Below are 21,452 nucleotides of genomic sequence, written 5' to 3'. Positions count from 1 at the left end.
GCGTTTAGACGTCTAAGCGTCTTGATTGCCAGAGAGTAGCATCGTGTTATAGTGTCGGCAACACAAAGACAACACCATAACAACACGACACCGAGCGAAAGGATCAGCCGTTATGAGCCACACCCCGTTGACGCCAGAAAGCAAGCTGCCCGCGCTGGGCACGACCATTTTTACCCGTATGAGCGCGCTGGCGCAGCAGCATCAGGCGATTAATCTGTCGCAAGGATTCCCGGATTTCGACGGCCCGCGCTATTTGCAGGCGCGGCTCGCGCACCACGTGGCGGCGGGCGCAAACCAGTACGCGCCAATGACCGGCGTACAGGCGCTGCGCGAGGCGATTGTCGATAAAACCGAGGCGCTCTACGGTTATCGCCCGGACGCCAGCCTTGACGTGACCGTCACGGCAGGCGCGACCGAAGCGCTCTATGCCGCCATTACGGCGCTGGTGCGCCCTGGCGATGAGGTCATCTGCTTTGACCCGAGCTATGACAGCTACGCGCCCGCAGTGGCGCTCTCTGGCGGCGTGCTGAAGCGCATCGCGCTGACGCCGCCTGACTTTAGCGTCGACTGGCAGCAGTTCCCGGAATGGTTAAGCGATCGCACCCGGCTGGTTATCCTCAATACGCCGCATAACCCCTCCGCCACGGTCTGGCGCAAAGCGGATTTCGCAGCGCTCTGGGCGGCGATTGCGGAGCGTGAAATCTATGTGTTGAGCGATGAAGTCTATGAGCACATCTGCTTTGCCGACGAGGGGCACGCCAGTGTGCTGGCGCATCCACAGCTGCGCGAGCGGGCGATTGCGGTGTCATCGTTCGGCAAGACCTATCACATGACCGGCTGGAAAGTGGGGTACTGCGTGGCGCCCGCGGCGCTCAGCGCCGAGCTTCGCAAAGTGCACCAGTACCTGACGTTTTCGGTCAACACCCCGGCGCAGCTGGCGCTGGCGGATATGCTGCGCGCCGAGCCGGCGCACTATCTTGATCTGCCCGCGTTTTACCGGGCGCGGCGCGACACGTTTATTCAGGCCCTCGCGGGAAGCCGCTTTAAGATTTTGCCCTGTGAAGGCACCTACTTTTTACTGGCGGATTACAGCGCGATCTCCTCACTGGATGACGTCAGCTTTTGCGAATGGCTGACCACGGAGGCGGGCGTCGCCGCCATTCCGCTGTCGGTATTCTGCGAGGCGCCATTCCCGCACAAACTCATCCGGTTATGCTTCGCCAAGCAAGAGGCGACGCTGCTGGCCGCGGCAGAACGGCTGGCGCGTTTATAAGGTCGGCTGATCCGGTGGCGCGCCGCCCTGTTTTAGCGCGGCGGGCACATCGTGCAGAAAATGCTGTTCTATCCGCGACACGAAGTTCACGAACGACGCGTTGGTTAACGATGAGCGGTTGTAGATAAGGTAGTAGTCTATCTGCGGCAGAGTGATGTTCAGCGCCACTGGCCGCAACCGGAAGACCGAGCGGTAGCGGCGCAGCGTGGAAACGGGCAGAATGCCGACAAAGTCGGTTTTGCCAATTACCGCCATGATCGCCGACGGCGAGTTACTGGTAAACGCGATTTGCCGCTCGCCGATAAGCTCGGATGACTTCACGTGGAAGTGTTTCTGACCCTCTTCGGTGCCGTTAAACAACGTGAATTTTTCCTGCGCCAGCGCGGCCTCGTCGGCGCGCTCCCCCAGCCGCGGATGGTTTTCGCCGCACACCAGCACGGTCTCCTCGCTAAAGCAGTGTTTGCAGATCATTGAATGACTGACGACAGGCGTCATGCCGATTATCAGATCGGCTTTGCGATAGGCCAGCAAATCTTCTGCGGTTTCGCTGGCGAGCGTGGTGTCGTAATGCTCCAGCTCGAAATCGTAAAGCTCACGAAACGCGCTCACTAACTCCGGCAGATGATCCGCCGCCAGCGACGGCGGGCAGTAGAGCACGAAATTTTTACGCAGCGGCGCGCCCTGCATCATATTGATGGTCTGCTCAAGCTGATTCAGATTGTCTTCGAGATAGTGATGCAGATTGGTGCCGACGGTGGTGGGCGTGATGCCTTTGCCGGAGCGGACAAACAGCGGATCGTTAAGCTGGTTGCGCAGGCGCTGCAACGACTGGCTTATCGCCGAGGGCGTGAGAAACAGCGCTTCAGCCGCCTTGCTGACGCTACGATGTAAATAGATACACTCAAAAATAACCAGAAGATTGAGGTCGAACTTTTTCAGATCCTGCAAATTTGCCATGGCAGCCTCGCAACGAGACGAAAGGGTTTTTATGGTTTATGCATTCTCTGTAAATAATAGATAAGGAATATGTTTTTGTGCGTACGAAGCGGGGCATATTCTGAAAAACCGAGCGGCCTTCACAGAAGCCGCCTGGCCGCGAGCGCAAGGGCGTTTTATACCGCGTGAAAGGCAAGTAAAAGCCATTTAATACAATATGTTGAGCGATAAAAAGACAACGTGTAAAGCGCGCGGCCCGTTGTTAAGCTATGCCTATCAGAGCCATAGACGGGAATAATCTTCGCCTGCGTTGCCCTTAAGGCAGGAGAGTGTTCTAATCGCAGGAATGCTTGTGTCGTAAATAGCGGCGCAGCACCTTTGCCAGCACGCTGGCTCTGACGTTACCTGCGGGTATCTCAGCGACTCAGGCCGCCCGTTCAGGTGGCTTTTTTATTTTTTTCGCCCGTTGGCGTCAAAAGTTCATAAGGTTGCCCCGGAAGCGTTGTTAGCTATCACTTATTGATTTGATAATACAAACGCATTGGCCCGGGTTGCTAAAATTCGATACCTTACGTCCCATCGAAAACACGGAGGAAGTATAGATGTCCTTGATTAATACCAAAATCAAACCTTTCAAAAACATGGCGTTCAAAAACGGTGAGTTCATCGAAGTTACCGAGAAAAACACTGAAGGCCGCTGGAGCGTATTCTTCTTCTATCCGGCTGACTTTACTTTCGTATGCCCGACCGAACTGGGCGACGTGGCTGACCATTACGAAGAGCTGCAGAAACTGGGCGTAGACGTTTACTCCGTTTCTACTGACACCCACTTCACCCACAAAGCATGGCACAGCAGCTCCGAAACCATCGCGAAAATCCAGTACGCGATGATCGGCGACCCGACTGGCGCCCTGACCCGTAACTTCGAAATCATGCGTGAAGACGAAGGTCTGGCTGACCGCGGTACTTTCATCGTTGACCCGCAGGGCGTTATCCAGGCTATCGAAATTACTGCTGAAGGCATCGGCCGCGACGCGTCTGACCTGCTGCGTAAAATCAAAGCAGCTCAGTACGTTGCTTCTCACCCAGGCGAAGTGTGCCCGGCTAAGTGGAAAGAAGGCGAAGCGACGCTGGCTCCGTCTCTGGACCTGGTTGGCAAAATCTAATTTTTCTTCGGCTTTTGCTGCATAGCTGTGTTGGCATCACTCTCGCGCCCCGGTCACTTACTTTTGTAAGCTGCCGGGGACTTAAGAGTTCGCCGCCTTGCTCTGCAACAAAAATCCTTCGAAAAATACAGGCATTATCACGGGTGCAGTTCTGTACCCGTTTTTTTGAAAACGCTTTTACGCGCTCTCATTTAAGTTGCAACGCGGCGCAGCCTGTACGAGGCGGCTTAAATGAGGAAGCGTAAGCTCAGGAGAAAATTATGCTCGACACAAACATGAAAACCCAGCTCAAGGCGTATCTTGAGCGTCTGACAAAGCCTGTTGAGTTAGTGGCCACGCTGGATGACAGCGCGAAATCAGCAGAAATCAAAGAACTGCTGACAGAAATCGCTGAGCTGTCTGACAAAGTCTCCTTCCGGGAAGACAACACGCTCGCGGCGCGTAAACCTTCATTCTTAATCACCAACCCAGGCTCAACCCAGGGCCCGAGCTTTGCGGGCTCGCCGCTCGGCCACGAGTTTACCTCGCTGGTGCTGGCGCTGCTGTGGACCGGCGGTCATCCGTCGAAAGAGGCGCAGTCGCTGCTGGAGCAGATCCGCGATCTGGATGGCGATTTTGAGTTCGAAACATATTATTCGCTCTCCTGCCACAACTGCCCGGATGTCGTGCAGGCGCTGAACCTGATGGCGGTGTTGAACCCGCGCATCAAGCACACCGCTATCGATGGCGCGGTGTTCCAGAATGAAATCACCGAGCGCAACGTAATGGGCGTGCCGGCGGTGTTCATGAACGGCGTGGAGTTCGGCTCCGGTCGTATGACGCTTGCGGAGATTGTGGCGAAAGTCGACACCGGTGCTGAAAAACGCGCGGCGGAAGAGCTGAACCAGCGTGACGCGTACGACGTGCTGATCGTCGGCTCCGGCCCGGCGGGCGCGGCGGCGGCGGTATACTCCGCACGTAAAGGCATCCGTACCGGTCTGATGGGCGAGCGTTTCGGCGGCCAGGTGCTGGACACTGTGGATATCGAAAACTACATCTCCGTGCCGAAAACCGAAGGTCAGAAACTGGCGGGCGCCCTGAAAGCGCACGTGGACGACTACGACGTTGACGTTATCGATACCCAGAGCGCGACGAAGCTTATTCCGGCGGCGAGCGAAGGCGGCCTGCATCAGATTGAAACCGCTTCCGGCGCGGTGCTGAAAGCGCGCAGCGTTATCGTGGCGACCGGCGCGAAATGGCGCAACATGGGCGTGCCTGGCGAAGATCAGTATCGCACCAAAGGCGTGACCTACTGCCCGCACTGCGACGGCCCGCTGTTTAAAGGCAAACGCGTTGCGGTGATCGGCGGCGGTAACTCCGGCGTGGAAGCGGCGATTGATCTGGCGGGTATCGTTGAGCACGTAACTCTGCTGGAGTTCGCACCGGAAATGAAAGCCGACCAGGTACTGCAGGACAAACTGCGCAGCCTGAAAAACGTCGACATCATCCTGAACGCGATGACCACCGAAGTGAAAGGCGACGGCACGAAGCTGACGGGTCTGGATTATCAGGACCGCGTGACCGGCTCCGTGAAGCATCTGGAAGTGGCGGGGATCTTCGTTCAGATAGGTCTGCTGCCGAACACCACCTGGCTGGACGGCACGATTGAGCGTAACCGTATGGGCGAAATCATCATCGACGCCAAATGCGAAACCAGCGTGAAAGGCGTGTTCGCGGCCGGCGACTGCACCACTGTGCCGTACAAACAGATTATCATCGCCACCGGCGAAGGCGCGAAAGCGTCGCTGAGCGCGTTTGATTACCTGATTCGCACCAAAACCGCGTAAGAATAAGAAAGTAAGACACCTGCGTAAAAGCCGCCTGCAAGGGCGGCTTTTTTATTGGCGCGCGGTGGGTGCGGCTTCGTTATTCATCCCTGTTTATCGTTAAAACGTTTACTTCACGAGGGGCCGTCATGACCTCTCTGCCGCTGCGAGCGCTCCGGTTCAAGGGTTTCAGGGGGTCATGGGTAGGAATAATACTGAGCCTTGCGCGCCAGTTAACATGATCCCGCTCGTGAAAGAGGGTTTAACGTCAACGCAGGGCGGGTAAACGCCAGCGCACCCGCCATTTAGCCTCAAATCACGCGCCATGTATGCGCAGGCATTACCGCACCACAAAAACCGGCACATGGGCGTGGCGCACCACGCTTGAGGCGTTTGAGCCTAACAGGTGGGTGCTTATCGACGGATCGCGCGAACCGATGACCACCACGTCGGCGCGTAACTCTTTCGCCATCGCGTTAACTTCATCGCGCACGCTGCCGAACCGGATATGGCTGCGCAGACGGTCTTCCGGCAGGGTGAAATGGTGCTTCAGGGTTTGCAGGCGCGCATTCGCCTCGGCTTCAAGATGTTCTTCAAACCGGCGGATATCGGCGGCGAAGCGGTGGAGGCTCAGGTTGGCCGAGCCGGGCAATACATGTAGCAGATGAATAATCCCAGCCTGCTGCGCCAGAAACTCCGCATGGGCAATCGCTTTGTCGCTCAGTTCCAGTTCAAACACATCAACAGGCATCAGAATAGTGTTGTACATCGTCACTCCTCCTTTAGCGGTTATCAACGCCTGCATAAAACCATATTTTTTGAGCGGATAATTTTAGCCGCCCGACAAATTTGTCCTTTTTTACACCGCAGCTTTGCCAGGAAAACTCTCAAAGCCGCCGCGCCACGAGCCGATCCCGCGGCGGGCGGGCCATCCGGTCTACCCTTGGTGTAGACCAGATGAACTTTCGCACTGGAACCTGTCTCTTTTTACTCTCTGCCAGGAGGTCGTAATGAAGGCGTTAACCTACCACGGGCCGCATAACGTTAAAGTTGAAAATGTCCCGGACCCGATTATCGAGGCGCAGGACGACATTATTCTGCGCGTCACGGCCACCGCGATTTGCGGTTCCGATTTACACCTCTATCGCGGCAAAATTCCGCAGGTGCATCATGGCGATATTTTCGGCCATGAATTTATGGGCGAAGTGGTGGAAACCGGCAGCGCGGTGAAAGATATCCGCCGTGGCGACCGTGTAGTGATCCCGTTTGTTATCGCCTGCGGGGAGTGTTTTTTCTGCAAGCTGCAGCAATATTCCGCCTGTGAGACCACCAACAAAGGCACCGGCGCGGCGCTGAATAAAAAACAGATCCCGGCGCCCGCCGCGCTGTTTGGCTACAGCCACCTCTATGGCGGCATCCCGGGCGGCCAGGCGGAATATGTCCGCGTGCCGAAGGGCAATGTCGGGCCGTTCAGGGTGCCGCCGGTGCTCTCCGACGATAAAGCGCTGTTCCTCTCTGACATTCTGCCGACCGCCTGGCAGGCCGTGAAGAACGGCCAAGTGCAGAAGGGCTCGCAGGTAGCGATTTACGGCGCAGGCCCGGTCGGGCTTCTGAGCGCCGCCTGCGCGCGGCTGATGGGGGCCGAGCAGATTTTTATGGTCGACCATAACGACTATCGTCTCGCGTTTGCCAAAGAGCGCTACGGCGTTATCCCGATCAATTTTGACGACAACGACGATCCGGCGGCGTTCATTATCGAAAACACGCCGGGCAACCGCGGCGTGGACGCGGTCATTGATGCGGTTGGCTTCGAAGCCAAAGGCAGCCTGACAGAAACCGTGCTGTCGAATCTCAAAATCGAAGGCAGCAGCGGCAAAGCGCTGCGCCAGTGCATCGCGGCGGTGCGCCGCGGCGGCGTGGTGAGCGTGCCGGGCGTGTACGCGGGCTTTATCCACGGCTTCCTGTTTGGCGATGCGTTTGATAAAGGCATCAGCTTCAAAATGGGCCAGACGCATGTGCATGCGTTCCTGCCGGAGCTGCTGCCGCTTATCGAGCAAGGGCTGCTGACACCGGAGGAGATAGTGACGCACTATCTGCCGCTCGAAGACGCCGCGCGCGGCTATAAGATTTTCGAGAAGCGAGAAGAGGAGTGCCGCAAGGTGATTCTGGTGCCGGGCGCCGCAACGCCGGAGGCCGCGCGCGATAAAGTCACCGCGCTGATGAACGCGCCATTGCAGCCGTAAACGCGTCGCGCATAAACAGAAAGAGGATGCCGGAGCATCCTCTTGTTTTTTGCCGCCATGCGGGCTTAGCGGTGATATTCGCCCGCCGCTTCCGGCTGGTAGAGCAGTTCCAGCACTTCGATATGCGTTTCGCTGCCGTCCGGCAACGGCCAGCGGATGGCGTCGCCCACGCGCAGCCCCAGCAGCGCCGCGCCCACTGGCGCCATCACCGACAGCGCGCCGTCGTTGCTGCCTGCAAGCTGCGGGTAAACCAGCTGCCGCTCGTATGTTTCACCACTCGCCAGATCGCGGAATTTCACCCGGCTGTTCATCGTCACCACATCCTGCGGCATCGCCTGCGGGCTGACCATCCGGGCGCGATCCAGCTCATCGTTCAGCGCGTCGGCGACCGGCAGACGCGCGAACGCGGGCTGTTCCAGCAGGCTATCGAGACGTTCGGCATCGAGTTCGTTGATGATAAGGGCAGGTCGGGACATTTCTTACTCCATGTCGTTGAATCAGGCAGCGTTTCGCCGCTAACAAGCGTCCAAAGAAAAACCCTCACCGTCAAAACGATGAGGGTCCGCGTCAGGGGATGATACTCAGCCTTGCGCGCCGTTTGAAGTGACCTGGGTCACGAAACGGGGCTTAAAGCAGGATGCTGCCCACCGTCGCCAGCAGGAAGGCGATAGTGCCCAGCAGGGTTTCCATCACGGTCCAGGTTTTCAGCGTCGTTTTCTCATCCATCTCAAGGAAACGGCCCACCAGCCAGAAACCGGAGTCGTTGACGTGTGAAAGCACCGTCGCGCCGCCCGCGATAGCGATAACGATAAAGCAGAGGTCGAACTGGCTTAAGCCTGGCGTCGCCTGCACCATCGGCGCGACCAGCGCGGCGGTGGTAGTCAGCGCGACGGTCGCCGACCCTTGCGCCACGCGAAGCGCGGTAGAGATAACAAACGCTGCCAGGATAACCGGCATGCCGGTATCAGAGAGTACGCCCGCCAGCGCGTCGCCGATGCCGCTTGCGCGCAGCACGCCGCCGAACATGCCGCCCGCGCCGGTCACAAGGATAATCCCGCAGATAGGTCCGAGCGCGCCGTCGCAGACTTTCTCCAGATGCTGGCGGCTGTGGTTGCGGCTAAATACCATCAGCGCGAAAAACACGGTGATCAGCAGCGCCACCGGGGTTTTGCCGAGCATACGCAGGAAGTTCACCACGCTATTATCGGCGCTGACCCAGCCCAGCACTTTGGCGGTGTTGAGGCCCGTATCCAGGAAGATGAGCGCCAGCGGCAGCAGCAGAATGGCCAGCACCATGCCAAATGACGGCGGGCGGTGCGTCGGGTCGGCTTCCACTTCGCCAAGGAAAGACGAGGGCAGTTTGATATCGAATTTCTTACCGGCGTACTGCCCATAGAGATAGCCGCCGAAATACCAGGTGGGGATCGCGATAATCAGCCCCACGATCACCAGCAGGCCGATATTAGCGCCCAGCAGTTCGCTGGCGGCAACCGGGCCTGGATGCGGCGGCACCAGCGCATGCATGGCGGCGAACGCGCCCGCCGCCGGGAAGGCGTATTTCAGCGTCGAGCCACCAAAACGTTTCGCCACGCTGAAGATAATCGGCAGCATCACCACCAGACCTGCGTCGAAGAAAATCGGGAAGCCGAACAGCAGCGAGGCGACGCCCAGCGCGAACGGCGCGCGGTGTTCGCCAAATTTATTGATAAGCGTGTCGGCCAGCACTTTCGCACCGCCGGAGATCTCCAGCATACGGCCTATCATCGCGCCGAGTCCCACCAGCAGCGCGACGCCCGCGAGCGTGCTGCCAAAACCGGTCAGCAGCGTGGGCACAACTTTATCAAACGGCACTTTGGTCAACAGCGCCACAACGATACTGACCAGGGTAAGAGCAAGAAAAGCATGCACTTTAAAGCGCATGATAAGTACCAGCAGCAGCACGACGGCACAGGCGGCAATGCCCAGCAGCGTACCGGCGCCATAAGCGTAAGTGGTTTCTGTCATCGTTATTGTCCTCAACATGGGTACAGTGAAACCGTAGCCTGGTCGGCGGTTTTCTCACTGATACCGGTAACATGATACTGGTAACATGCGGAGGGTTGTAAACAGGGGGTGTCATATTTATTAACATTTTGAGATCACCGTCAAACTCCCGCTTTCGCGGAGCCTGACGATGCATATCCCGCCTGACGCGTCTGTCAAATTTTCCGGCGCATTTTTTTCACTAAATCGCCAGATTTGTTGGCTATATCGAGCTTTTTTGTTGTGAAGTGGCCACGAAGTTGTCGCTTTGGTCTGTCGTTAACTAGCTTAGGATCGTGATGATTTGCCGTACATCGCGCTGTATACGGCGGCGCAACGCCACCGGACCCTGATCAGTGCATAAGAGGACATCATGAAAAAGCTCACCTTCACGTTTCTGACCGTGGCGCTGGCGGGCACCAGCCATTTCGCCTTTGCCGATACCCTGCGCATGGAATGTCCCGTCTCTCCCGGTGGCAAACAGTACTGCCAGTACATCAAAGAACGCTTTGAGAAGCAGACGGGCAACCAGCTCGAATTTATCGAATTCCCGGCCGCCTCGGATGAAAAGCTGGCGCTGCTGCAACAGCTGTTCGCCGCCAAAGATGAAAAAGCGGTGGATGTGTTTCAGTCCGACACCATCTGGATTGGCCTGCTTGATAAGCAGACGCTCGATCTCACCGATGCCATGGGGGGGATGGAAAAAGAGTTTTTCCCGGGGCCCTGGAAGAACAACACCGTGAATGGACGCCTGAAAGCGGTGCCGTCATATATCGACACCGGCGTACTGTTTTATCGCAAAGACTTACTGGAGAAATATAAAGAGCAGCCGCCGAAAACGTGGGACGAGATGACGCGTATCGCCACCAAAATCCAGGCGGAAGAGCGCAAGGCGGGGCATAAAAATTTCTGGGGATACATCTTCCAGGGCAAATCATATGAAGGGCTGACCTGCAATGCGCTGGAGTGGGTCGATTCCTATGGCGGCGGCACGTTTATCGACGAAAAAGGGAACGTGACCATTAACAATCCGAAAGCGGCGCAGGCGTTCGATATGGCGCGCGGCTGGATGGGTAAGATAACGCCGAAGGGCGTGCTGGGCTACAAAGAAGAAGAGTCGCGCACGGTGTTCCAGAATGGCGATGCGCTGTTTATGCGCAACTGGCCTTACGTCTGGCAGTTGTCGCAGGCGGATGACAGTCCGCTGAAAGGCAAGGTGGGCGTGATGCAACTGCCTGCCGGGCCGGACGGGCGTCAGGCGACGACGCTCGGCGGCTGGCAGTGGTCGATTAACGCCAATACTAAAAACCCGCAAGCCGCTATTGCGCTGCTGAAAATCTTAAGCGACGACGACTCGCAAACCACGCGCCTGAAAATCCTCGGTCACGCGCCGACGCGCGTCGCGCTTTATGAAAACAAAGACGTGCTGGCGATTGCGCCGGAGCTGACCCAGTTCCGCGATATCTTCGCCCAGGCGGTGCCGCGACCGGCGACGGTGACGAAAGCCCAGTATCCGCGCGTGTCGAACGCGGTGTTCAACGTGACCTTTAGCGTGCTGAACGGCAAAGAGGATGGCAAGAAAGCCACCGCGGATCTGCAAAAACGCCTGACGCGCGCAAAGGGCACCGGCTGGCGGTAAAGGCGGGATAACGATGTGGGGGCGGGTGCGCTTTGCTTACCCGCTCTGCACGTGACGAAACTGCGTGTCGCAGGGCGGGTAAGCGGCGCGCCCCCGCCATTCAAACCTGATAAACGCCGCCACACAGGGAACGAATTTCCCCTCGCGCCTGCGCGAAGAAAGCCGGAGCGAGGGCAATACCGTCGTGTCCGTCAACATGCTCAACGGAGCGCTTATGAAATCCGATAGCCTTACGCAGCCGCCGACAGCCCGGCGGCACAAGGTCTCCTGGCATCAGCGCCGTCGCCGCGTGGCGTGGGGGCTTGTGCTGCCCTCGCTGATCCTGCTGGCGCTGGCGGCGGGCTGGCCGCTCGCGCGCACTATCTGGTTCAGCTTCACTAACGCCATGCTCGACGCGCCGCAGGACTATCAGATGGTCGGCGTCGCCAACTATTTTGCGCGTCAGGATGGCGTCAGCATCGGCGTGCTGAGCGACCCGCTCTGGTGGCAGGCGGTAGGCAATACGCTGTGGTTTACCTTCACCTCGGTGGCGCTGGAGCTGCTGCTCGGCATGCTGCTGGCCCTGCTGATGAACGAGAAATTTCGCGGTCAGGGGCTGGTGCGCACCGCCATTCTCATTCCGTGGGCCATTCCGACTATCGTCAGCGCCAAAATGTGGGGCTGGATGTTCCACGACCAATATGGCGTGGTGAACGATCTGCTCGGCAAAATCGGTCTGCCGTCACACCTCGCCTGGATTGCCGAGCCGTCGCTCTCCATGTGGGCGGTGGTGATTGCCGACGTCTGGAAAACCACGCCGTTTATGGCCCTGATGCTGCTGGCGGCGCTACAGCTTATCCCGGCGGATCTCTACGAGGCGGCGAAAGTGGACGGCGCAAGCCCCTGGCAGCGCTTTAAGCGCATTACGCTGCCGCTCATTATGCCAGCGCTGGTCGTGGCGCTGATTTTCCGCGTCATGGATTCGATGCGCATCTTTGACCTCATCTACGTGCTGACCTCCAACAGCGAGGCGACGATGTCGATTTCTGGCTACGCCCGCGAGCAGATTGTCTCTTATCAGGATATGGGCATGGGCTCCGCGGCGTCGGTGCTGGTATTTATGATGGTGGCGGGCATCGCGGCCTGCTTTATCCGCGTCGCGCGTTTAAACGACAAGGAGAAGAACTGATGAAAATCACGCGCGGGCAGCGCAGGGCAGGGCATAAAGCGGTGATTTTTATCGGCGCGCTGATGGCCTGTCTGTTCTGCGTTTTTCCCTTTTACTACGCGATTATTACTTCGCTGCGCGCAGGCCAGGAGCTGTTTACCCCGGCCTATTTCCCGACCGGCTGGCACTGGGATAACTATGTGGTCGCGCTGGTGGATAACGGCATCGCCCGCAGCCTGCTGAATTCCGTGCTGGTGGCGGTGGTGACGGTAGGGCTGTGTCTGCTGGTGTCGGTGACCGCCGCGTTCGCGCTGGCGCGCGTGCCGTTTCGTGGGCGGCGCGTGCTGCTGTTCACCATTCTGTGCGTCTCGATGTTTCCGCAGGTGGCGGTGCTGACCGGCATGTTCGAACTGGTGCGCTTTCTCGGGCTGTATGATTCGCTCGGCGCGCTGGTTATCTCCTACACCACCTTCTCGTTGCCGTTTACCGTCTGGGTGCTGACCACGTTTATGAAGTCGATTCCGGTGGAGCTGGAGGAGGCGGCTATCGTTGACGGCGCGACAACCGGCACCATTATTCGACGCGTGTTCGCCCCGGTACTGGCGCCCGCGCTGGTGACGACCGGGCTACTGGCGTTTATCGGCGCGTGGAATGAATTTATGTTCGCGCTGACGTTTATTATCTCCGGCGACAAGCGCACCGTGCCCGTCGCCATCAGCATGTTCAGCGGCGCGTCGAGCTACGAGCTGCCGTGGGGCAGCATTATGGCCGCGTCAGTGGTGGTGACGCTGCCGATTATTATTCTGGTGCTGATTTTCCAGAAACGTATTGTCAGCGGGCTCACCAGCGGGGCGATAAAGGGGTAAATCATGGCGCAACTCCGGTTAGAAAAAGTGCAGAAACGCTACGGCTCTCATGCCGAGGTGATAAAGCCGCTCGATTTACAGATTAACAGCGGAGAGTTTGTAGTGGTGGTCGGGCCGTCCGGCTGCGGCAAATCGACGCTCCTGCGCCTGGTGGCAGGGCTTGAGGAGATTACCGATGGCGATATGTATATCGACGATCTGCGGGTAAACGACGATTCGCCCTCCGATCGCGGCATCGGCATGGTGTTCCAGTCCTATGCGCTCTATCCACACATGACCGTGTACCAGAATATGGCCTTCGCGCTCGAAATGGCGAAAGTGCCTGAAAAGGCAATCGACGAGCGGGTGCGTGAAAGCGCGCGGATTTTACAGCTGGAGCATCTGCTGGATCGTCGTCCGAAAGATCTCTCCGGCGGTCAGCGCCAGCGCGTGGCGATAGGCCGGGCGATTGTGCGTGAGCCGAGCCTGTTTCTCTTTGATGAACCGCTCTCGAACCTTGATGCTTCGCTGCGTGTGCAGATGCGTATGGAGATAGCGGCGCTGCATAAGCGTATCAACGCGACCATTCTCTATGTCACTCACGATCAGGTGGAGGCGATGACGCTCGCTGATCGCATCGTGGTGCTTAACCAGGGCCAGATTGAACAGGTCGGCTCGCCGCTTGAGCTCTACGATACGCCTGCCAACGTCTTTGTGGCGCAGTTTATCGGCTCGCCAAAGATGAATCTGATCCCCGGCAAAATGCTGCGCATTATGGAGCACGCCTGCGAAGTGGAGCTGGAAAACGGGCTGCGGCTGACGCTGCCGATACAGGCGCAAGCGGGCAAGGAAGGCGACGCGGTGCAGCTCGGCATTCGCCCCGAGCATGTCGGGATAATGACGCTTGCCAAAGCGGACGTGGAGGGGGAGGTGCTGTTCGTCGAACATATGGGCAATGAGACCCTGATTTACGTCAACGGCGGTTATGGCGCAGAACCGCTGGTCATGCGCCATACTGAGAGGCTGGAGATACGGCCGGAGCACCATCTGGGCCTGAAACTCCCACCGGAACACTGTTATCTTTTCGACAGCGCGGGCAGGGCGTTTGTACGGCTCAGCGGCCCGAAAAACCAGCACTAAGGGAGCGTGATGAAAGCAATCGACAAGAAGTGGTGGCACAACGCGGTGGTCTATCAGATCTACCCGCGCAGCTTTATGGACGCCAACGGCGACGGCGTGGGTGACCTGGCCGGGATCATCAGCAAACTCGACTATCTGCAACAGCTTGGCATCAACCTTATCTGGCTCTCGCCGGTCTACAAATCCCCGATGGACGATAACGGCTACGATATCTCGGATTACGATGATATCGCCGCCGAGTTCGGCACGATGGCGGAAATGGAGCAGCTGATTCATGAAGCGAAAGCGCGCGATATTTATATCCTGATGGATCTGGTGGTGAACCACACCTCGGATGAACACCCGTGGTTTATCGAGGCGAGAAAGGGCAAAGATAACCCGTACCGCGACTTCTATATCTGGCGCAAACCGGCGCCGGACGGCGGCCCGCCCAATGACTATCGCTCGCACTTTGGCGGCAGCGGCTGGGCCTATGACGAGGCGAGCGGCGAATATTATCTGCATCAGTTTTCGGTGCGCCAGCCGGATCTCAACTGGGAAAATCCACGGGTGCAGGAGGAGATCCACGCGATGATGAACCGCTGGCTCGATAAAGGCATCGGCGGCTTTCGCATGGATGTTATCGATCTTATCGGTAAAGAGGTTGACCGACAGATCATGGCGAACGGCAAGCACCTGCATGTGCTGCTGCGCCAGATGAACGAGGCGACCTTCGGCCCGCGCGATTCGCTGACTGTGGGTGAAGCCTGGAGCGCCACGCCGGAAGATGCGCTGCTCTACAGCGACCCGGCGCGCCAGGAGCTGTCGATGGTGTTTCAGTTTGAGCATATCAAGCAGACCTGGGACGAAAAAGCCGGCAAATGGCGCAGTAAGCCGTTCGAGCTGTCGCGTTTTAAGGCGGTTATCGACAAATGGCAGACGGCGCTCGCCGACCGCGGCTGGAACTCGCTGTTCTGGAGTAACCATGACCTGCCGCGCGCGGTGTCGAAATTCGGCAACGACGGCGAATTCCGCGAGGTGTCGGCCAAAATGCTTGCCACCGCGCTCCACTGCCTGCGCGGTACGCCCTATATCTATCAGGGCGAAGAGATAGGCATGACCAATGTGCGTTACTCCACCATTGAAGAGTACCGCGACATTGAGAGCCTCAATTTTTATCGCGAGCTTATCGCCGGCGGCCTGACGCATGACGAGATGATGACCGGTATTTACGCCAACGGACGCGATAACGCCCGCACGCCAATGCAGTGGGACGACAGCCCGCACGGCGGTTTTACCACCGGTATGCCGTGGCTTGGCGTTAACCCGAACTATCGTGAGATAAACGTCGCCCAGGCGCTGGCCGAGCCTGACTCTATTCTCTGGCACTATCAAAAGCTGGTGGCGCTGCGTAAACAGTACCCGATTCTGGTTTACGGCGATTATCAGATGCTGTTTGCCGAACATCCTGAAGTGTTCGCCTGGGTGCGCCGCTACGAGGGCGACACGCTGCTGGTGATTAACAACTTCTTCGGCAACGCCATTACGTTGCCCATTCCGGAAGCGATGCAGGCGTGGCACGGCGAGTGCCTTATCAGCAACTACGCGCCGCGCGACCAGCTCGCCGTGAGCCTGGAGCTGCAACCTTATGAATCTTTCGCGCTGTTAATTCATCAGGAGGGGTAATGATTGAGGCAACGACGCAGGTAAAAGGCCGCTGGTGGAAAGAGGCGACGGCCTACCAGATTTATCCGCGCAGCTTTAAAGACAGCAACGGCGACGGTATCGGCGATCTGAACGGGATTATCGAGAAGCTCGACTACCTGAAAGATCTCGGCATCGACCTTATCTGGATCTGCCCGATGTATCCATCGCCCAACGACGATAACGGCTACGACATCAGCGACTATCAGGGGATCATGGCGGAATTCGGCACAATGGCCGATTTTGACCGGCTGCTTGCGGGCGTACATCAGCGCGGGATGCGGCTTATTCTCGATCTCGTCGTCAACCACACTTCTGACGAGCATCCGTGGTTTCTGGAGTCGCGCTCATCGAAAGATAACCCGAAACGCGACTGGTATATCTGGCGCGATGGCAAAGACGGCGCCGAGCCGAATAACTGGGAATCTATCTTCAGCGGCTCGGCATGGAAGCGTGATGAGGTGACCGGCCAGTATTTCATGCACCTGTTCAGCAGCCGCCAGCCAGATCTCAACTGGGAAAATCACGAGATGCGCGCCGCCGTCTACGACATGATGCGCTGGTGGCTCGATAAGGGCATCGACGGTTTTCGCATTGACGCCATCGCGCATATGAAAAAGGAGCCGACGCTCAGCGATGTGCCGAACCCGGACAAACTGCCGTATGCGCCGTCGATGGTGGCGCACCTTAACTACGACGGCCTGCTGGATTATGTGGACGATATCTGCCGCAACGTCTTTAACCATTACGACATCGTGACGGTGGGCGAGATGAACGGGCTGGATGCGGATCACGCGGAAGAGTGGGTGGGGGAGAACCGCGGACGGCTCAATATGGTGTTTCAGTTCGAACATGTCCGGCTCTGGGAGCCGCAGGCGGGCCTGCGACCGACACCCGCCGTGCTGCGTAATATCTTCACCAGCTGGCAGCAGGCGCTGGAAGGCAAGGGGTGGAACGCGCTGTACGTGGAAAACCACGATGTGACGCGGGTGGTTTCACGCTGGGGCGATACTGAACGCCACTGGCGCGAGAGCGCGACCTGTATTGCGGCGATGTATTTTCTGATGCAGGGCACGCCGTTTATCTATCAGGGCCAGGAAATCGGCATGACCAATACGCGGTTTGCGAGCCTTGACGATTTCGACGACGTCTCGGCGCATAACAAAGCGCGCGATCTGCGAGATCAGGGCATGAGCGAAGAAGACATTGTCGAATTCCTGACGCGCACCGGGCGCGATAACTCACGCACGCCGATGCAGTGGGACGCGTCGCCGTACGCCGGTTTCAGCACTCACGAGCCGTGGCTGAAGGTGAACCCGAACTACGAGATGATCAATGTCGAAAGCCAGCAGCACGACCCGCATTCGGTGCTCAATTTTTATCGGCAGATGATCCACCTGCGTAAGCGCGAACCGGCGCTGATCTACGGGCGTTACGAGCCGCTGCTTGACGATCATGAGCAGATTTACGCTTATGGACGCACGCTGGGCGAGGAGCGCGTGGTGGTGCTCTGTAACCTCTCCGGCAAGGCTGCGGAATGGGAGGCGCAGGCGCTGTCGCTTGACGGCGCTACCTGCCTGCTCGCCAATTTCAGCGAGGGTCCGGAGGGGCATCGCCTGAAAGCCTGGGAGGCGCGGGTGTATAAACTGGCGACATAACGCGCGTCAACCTGTGACGTAACAGCATTTTTTGGAAGACAGATCGCGCCACAATGGCGCGATTTTTTTACATGGATGCAAATGATGATGCGTAAAACCGTTCTGGCCGCGCTGGCGTTACTGGCAATGTGGCAGGTATCCCCGGCGCTTGCGGCATTAAGCGACGATCAGGTCAAAGAGCAGATTATTCAGGAGGAGATTGACAATTATTCCGGCAATTGCCCGTGCCCTTATAACACGATGCGTAACGGTCGTGCCTGCGGCGGGCGCAGCGCGTGGAGCCGGGAAGGGGGCGCTTCGCCAGTCTGTTACAAACGTGAGGTGACCGAGGAGATGATCCGCGAATGGCGCGAGCGCAACGAATAATCGCGCTCGCGCGGATGGCTTAATACCCGACGGTATCAAGGATAAAGTTTTTCCCACAGTTGCCCGGATGCGGCTGCGGCGCGAACGCGTCGGCGCTGAGCGGCGCGTTGATCTGCGCGGCGTTCAGCGAGATCTGCATTTCGGTGAGATAGGCCGGGTTACCGTTGCAGGTGAGTTTGACTGCACGCACGCTCTGACGTCCAAAGGCTTTGGCGACGGCAGTATCAAACGCCTGACGACTCACCGCTTTGCCGTAGTTGGCCGCCAGAAACGCGCCCAGCGGACTCTGCTTGATCTCGTTGTTCATGCGGACCATCGTGCCGAAATAGGCGTCCGGATCAAAACCAAAGCAGACGCCGTGCTTGGCATATTCGTAGCGTTCAAGGCAGGAGTCGCCGCCCGCGCCAGGCATGGTCTCACTCAGTTTCTCCGCCGTTTCCAGCGACAGGCCGGTTTCCGCCGCCTGGCATTTTCTGTCGGCGCGGGCGAGCGGCATATTCGGCACAGGACGCGTGGCGCAGCCATAGCGCATCCAGCGTTTATCGTCGACGCCGCGCGCGGCGATGGATTTCGGCAGGCCAGGCCACAGGCCGTGCACCGTCAGGTAGTTGCGTTTATCGTCTTCTTCTTTTTGCAGCGCGCATTCGGTTGGTTCGTCGCGGTGACGCTCATGCATGCTCTGGCAAAAACCAGTCTGCCAGGAGAGCGCCAGCACGTAGCGATCGAAATCGCCATACTGCTTCGCTTCCAGCGGCTGCGCGGCGGCGGTTGTCGCGGCCATCGCCAGCAGCGCGCCTGCGGCGAGTAAAACTTTCCTGTTAACCATGGTATGGGTCCGAAATCGACGGGATAAATGACAAAGATGTGTCATTTAACCATAAAAAAAGCGCCGCGAGGGCGCTTTTCGGACAGATTCCGCTTAAGGGCAGAAGATTATGCCGCCACCAGCAGTTGCGTGGCGAGGATCACGACGATTAATCCAACCAGCACCGGCACCGAAGTGCGTTTTACTACTTCAAACGGCGAAATCTGCGCCATACCGGCAACCGCGACCACGACGCCGGAAACCGGCGACAGCGTACGGCCCAGGTTAGAGGCCTGAAGCATCGGGATAGTCAGATAGGCCGGGTTAATGCCGGCGCTGTGGGCAAGCTTCGGGATCATCTCTACAAACGCATAGAACGGCGCGTTGCCGGAGCCGGTGGTCATCGCGGCAAGCATAGTGAGCGTGACCAGCACCAGCATCAGAATAATACTGGCGGAGCCAAAGGAGGTGGCGACAGAGATCAGGCTCTGAATAAAGCCGATGGTGCTGAGGCCCTGGGCGAAAACCCCGGCGGCCACCAGCAGAATGACGACGCCCGCGAAGGCGTCCGCCATGCCCCGGTAAGCGACCTCCAGCCCGGCAAAGACTTTTTTACTGTCAAAGCCGCGCAGGAACTCAATAATGGCAGTCAGCACGATACAGATCACGAGAATGGTGATGATGTGCAACTGCGGACCCCATTTACCATCAAAAATCAGCACGCCGATGATAGGACTGAACGGCAGGATGGCGTAAAACGCGGGCGCATGGGTTTTAATATCGTTTACGTCGAGCATTTCATGGCTGACCTGCTCTTTTTTATCCAGCCAGCGCTGCCAGAAGAAGTGCGCGATCGCCATGCTGATAATCGCGGCGATGGAGATGGGCAGCGTGGTTTTAAAGGCGAAATCGATAAGCGGCATCTCAGAGGCCTGAGCGGCCAGCACCACATCACCGGAGGTGGGTGAGAGGATAATCGCCGCCGGAGAGGCGCAGATGGCCGCCGCCGCGCCGCGGCTGATGCCGACGTTCACCATTACCGGAAACAGCGTGGCCATCAGGAGTACGCCAAGCCCGGTGGCGGATGAGACGGCCAGCGACATCAGGCAGGCGACAAAATAGGCGGCAATCATCAGCACGTAAGGGGAGTTGATATAACGCAGCGGACGCGAGGCGAGTTTCACGACCATATCGTTTGCGCCGGTGTGCGTCATATAAGCCGCAAAACCGCAGAGCATCATAATCATCATGCCGAGATCGCCGCCGCGGCTCATCAGCAGAATTTTAATGTATTCAAAAATATCGCTGATGGCATAACCGGTACTGGTTTCTTTTGCCGGTAATATCGCGTGACCCATTAGCGCGCTAATGATTAACAGCAGCAGGCCGCCAACAAAAAGCACGCCGGTGGCGGAATAACCTTTAATGATATAACGCGCGACTCCCACAATAACCACGGCTCCTGTGAGGAGTTCCAGAATTGTTCCCATAATTGCCTCTGTTGAGCGACCGGAAAATAGCCTGGCGACGATAGGTGTATGGCTCAGGCGAGATGCGGGGGAATGTGCCTTAATTACGCTGAGTGTTATCTGATACATATCAATAAACTCTCTGCTAGTGGATAAGGCAAAGGGCAAGAAAATAAAGTATTTATAAATTAATTACTTGCATAAGGCAACCGATTAACAGCGATGAACGAAAATGCGCAGGGCATGTACAAAACGGAATTTGCGTTAAGGTGTGGCGGGCATCGCGATTATTGACAGGCATTATTCCGGCGCGTCAAGGAATAAAGAAATCAGGGGTTTTTAAGTGGCTCTGACAGTGTGCAATTCGATTTCAGAGGCCAGAAGCGTCTGAAAAAACCATGCGTAGTAAGTCTGAGGGCTCGCTTTCGGAATCAACCGACATCTGGTTAAGACTTCATTGAGGCACGATCGCCCAGAATATGGCTTCATACTAACAGTGGTAATTAAGACGTGACCGTAGTTAATAAATCCTTTCTGACAATTTTTCTGCTTTTCTGCCAGTTTGTGTTTCCCCTGAATGCCTCGGCGCTGGAAGCGCCACGCACCGTTAAAGCCTGGGCTTCTGTGCTTGGTGATAATATCGCCGAGACGTGGAACGAGCCGCAGCATGTGGATCTCTATGTGCCTGCCATTACCTGGCATGCGCGCTTTGCCTACGACAAAGAAAAAACCGATCGCTACAACGAGCGCCCGTGGGGAGCCGGTATCGGTAAATCGCGCTGGGACGAGAAAGGCAACTGGCACGGTCTGTATGTGATGGCGTTTAAAGATTCCTACAACAAATGGGAGCCTATCGCCGGGTACGGCTGGGAGGCGACATGGCGCCCGCTGCCTGATGACGCCTTTCATGTCGGGCTGGGCTATACCCTCGGCGTGACGGCGCGCGATAACTGGGATTACATCCCTGTTCCGCTGGTGCTGCCGCTCGCTTCCGTGGGTTACGGCCCGGCGACGTTCCAGATGACGTACATCCCGGGCACTTACAACAACGGAAACGTTTACTTCGCCTGGCTGCGGTTACAGTTTTAAGCGCAAAATATTTTCAGTCATAAGAAAATGCGCTAAGCCAGAGAAGACAAGGCTCACAAGCCCAACGGCAAAAAAAGTTCGCGACTTTTATCACTTTTTCTAAAAGTTCGACTGGACAAAAGCCACCACAATTGATGTACTGATATCCGACACAGCATTTGTGTCG

General features: G+C 57.5%; 18 protein-coding genes. 12 read left to right on the top strand and 6 right to left on the bottom strand.

What is annotated here, in order from left to right; all coding sequences use genetic code 11:
* Positions 1–112 precede the first annotated feature (112 nt).
* A complete protein-coding gene (locus BJP61_RS15765) occupies positions 113–1,273 on the top strand; it encodes a pyridoxal phosphate-dependent aminotransferase (RefSeq protein WP_171998666.1) in 1,161 nt (386 codons plus the stop codon).
* Here BJP61_RS15765 and BJP61_RS15760 read toward each other — a convergent pair.
* Positions 1,268–2,230: a LysR substrate-binding domain-containing protein gene (locus BJP61_RS15760; RefSeq protein ID WP_038864207.1), complete on the bottom strand. Its 963-nt coding sequence runs from the start codon at positions 2,228–2,230 to the stop codon at positions 1,268–1,270. The genes BJP61_RS15765 and BJP61_RS15760 overlap by 6 nt on opposite strands.
* A gap of 581 nt (positions 2,231–2,811) precedes the next feature.
* Here BJP61_RS15760 and ahpC point away from each other — a divergent pair.
* On the top strand, positions 2,812–3,375 hold the full coding sequence (gene ahpC / locus BJP61_RS15755; protein WP_038864206.1) for an alkyl hydroperoxide reductase subunit C: 564 nt from the start codon (positions 2,812–2,814) through the stop codon (positions 3,373–3,375).
* A gap of 260 nt (positions 3,376–3,635) precedes the next feature.
* Positions 3,636–5,201 (top strand): alkyl hydroperoxide reductase subunit F, encoded by a 1,566-nt coding sequence (gene ahpF / locus BJP61_RS15750; protein ID WP_171998665.1) that lies wholly within the window; start codon positions 3,636–3,638, stop codon positions 5,199–5,201.
* A 319-nt stretch (positions 5,202–5,520) separates the two neighbouring features.
* Here the strand turns inward: ahpF and uspG are convergent, their stop codons facing one another.
* The gene (gene uspG, locus BJP61_RS15745) at positions 5,521–5,949 is read right to left on the bottom strand and encodes a universal stress protein UspG (RefSeq protein WP_038864192.1); all 429 of its coding nucleotides are present in this window, start codon (positions 5,947–5,949) and stop codon (positions 5,521–5,523) included.
* Between the two features lie 241 nt (positions 5,950–6,190).
* Here uspG and BJP61_RS15740 point away from each other — a divergent pair, with 241 nt between their 5' ends.
* Positions 6,191–7,423 carry a zinc-dependent alcohol dehydrogenase gene (locus tag BJP61_RS15740; protein WP_038864191.1) on the top strand — a complete coding sequence of 411 codons (1,233 nt, stop codon included), beginning with the start codon at positions 6,191–6,193 and terminating at the stop codon, positions 7,421–7,423.
* Between the two features lie 65 nt (positions 7,424–7,488).
* Here the strand turns inward: BJP61_RS15740 and rnk are convergent, their stop codons facing one another.
* Together rnk and BJP61_RS15730 are read right to left on the bottom strand one after the other, a co-directional pair.
* Positions 7,489–7,899: a nucleoside diphosphate kinase regulator gene (gene rnk / locus BJP61_RS15735; protein WP_075192201.1), complete on the bottom strand. Its 411-nt coding sequence runs from the start codon at positions 7,897–7,899 to the stop codon at positions 7,489–7,491.
* 151 nt (positions 7,900–8,050) lie between these two features.
* Complete coding sequence (locus BJP61_RS15730) at positions 8,051–9,427, bottom strand: GntP family permease (protein WP_038864189.1); 1,377 nt, start codon at positions 9,425–9,427, stop codon at positions 8,051–8,053.
* Between the two features lie 391 nt (positions 9,428–9,818).
* Between BJP61_RS15730 and BJP61_RS15725 the strand changes: the two genes are divergently transcribed.
* From BJP61_RS15725 to BJP61_RS15695, 7 genes are all read left to right on the top strand, one after another.
* Positions 9,819–11,084 (top strand): ABC transporter substrate-binding protein, encoded by a 1,266-nt coding sequence (locus tag BJP61_RS15725; protein ID WP_171998664.1) that lies wholly within the window; start codon positions 9,819–9,821, stop codon positions 11,082–11,084.
* A 214-nt stretch (positions 11,085–11,298) separates the two neighbouring features.
* A complete protein-coding gene (locus BJP61_RS15720) occupies positions 11,299–12,252 on the top strand; it encodes a sugar ABC transporter permease (protein ID WP_038864187.1) in 954 nt (317 codons plus the stop codon).
* Complete coding sequence (locus tag BJP61_RS15715; RefSeq protein WP_038864183.1) at positions 12,252–13,097, top strand: carbohydrate ABC transporter permease; 846 nt, start codon at positions 12,252–12,254, stop codon at positions 13,095–13,097. The genes BJP61_RS15720 and BJP61_RS15715 overlap by 1 nt, the downstream gene beginning before the upstream one ends.
* Before the next feature lie 3 nt (positions 13,098–13,100).
* Positions 13,101–14,216 carry a sn-glycerol-3-phosphate ABC transporter ATP-binding protein UgpC gene (gene ugpC / locus BJP61_RS15710; protein ID WP_038864181.1) on the top strand — a complete coding sequence of 372 codons (1,116 nt, stop codon included), beginning with the start codon at positions 13,101–13,103 and terminating at the stop codon, positions 14,214–14,216.
* Between the two features lie 9 nt (positions 14,217–14,225).
* The gene (locus tag BJP61_RS15705; protein WP_038864180.1) at positions 14,226–15,881 is read left to right on the top strand and encodes an alpha-glucosidase; all 1,656 of its coding nucleotides are present in this window, start codon (positions 14,226–14,228) and stop codon (positions 15,879–15,881) included.
* The gene (locus BJP61_RS15700; RefSeq protein WP_171998663.1) at positions 15,881–17,557 is read left to right on the top strand and encodes an alpha-glucosidase; all 1,677 of its coding nucleotides are present in this window, start codon (positions 15,881–15,883) and stop codon (positions 17,555–17,557) included. The genes BJP61_RS15705 and BJP61_RS15700 overlap by 1 nt, the downstream gene beginning before the upstream one ends.
* 84 nt (positions 17,558–17,641) lie before the next feature.
* Positions 17,642–17,923 (top strand): hypothetical protein, encoded by a 282-nt coding sequence (locus BJP61_RS15695; RefSeq protein ID WP_050568177.1) that lies wholly within the window; start codon positions 17,642–17,644, stop codon positions 17,921–17,923.
* 19 nt (positions 17,924–17,942) lie between these two features.
* On the opposite strand, the gene rna is transcribed toward BJP61_RS15695, so the two are convergent.
* Both rna and dcuC read right to left on the bottom strand, forming a co-directional pair.
* Positions 17,943–18,749, bottom strand: a complete 807-nt coding sequence (rna, locus tag BJP61_RS15690) for a ribonuclease I (protein ID WP_038864176.1) — start codon at positions 18,747–18,749, stop codon at positions 17,943–17,945.
* Positions 18,750–18,856: 107 nt separating this feature from the next.
* A complete protein-coding gene (dcuC, locus tag BJP61_RS15685) occupies positions 18,857–20,218 on the bottom strand; it encodes an anaerobic C4-dicarboxylate transporter DcuC (protein ID WP_038864175.1) in 1,362 nt (453 codons plus the stop codon).
* Positions 20,219–20,707: 489 nt separating this feature from the next.
* On the opposite strand from dcuC, the gene pagP reads away from it, so the two are divergent.
* Entirely contained in the window at positions 20,708–21,286 is a 579-nt protein-coding gene (gene pagP, locus BJP61_RS15680) for a lipid IV(A) palmitoyltransferase PagP (protein WP_075192204.1), read from the top strand.
* Positions 21,287–21,452: the final 166 nt, after the last annotated feature.

The organism is Cronobacter sp. JZ38, from assembly GCF_008932145.1.
In the GTDB taxonomy this organism is placed as follows: Bacteria; Pseudomonadota; Gammaproteobacteria; order Enterobacterales; family Enterobacteriaceae; genus Cronobacter; species Cronobacter muytjensii.
Note: the sequence above shows the minus strand (reverse complement) of the source record. Positions and strands in the feature narration are given on the sequence as shown.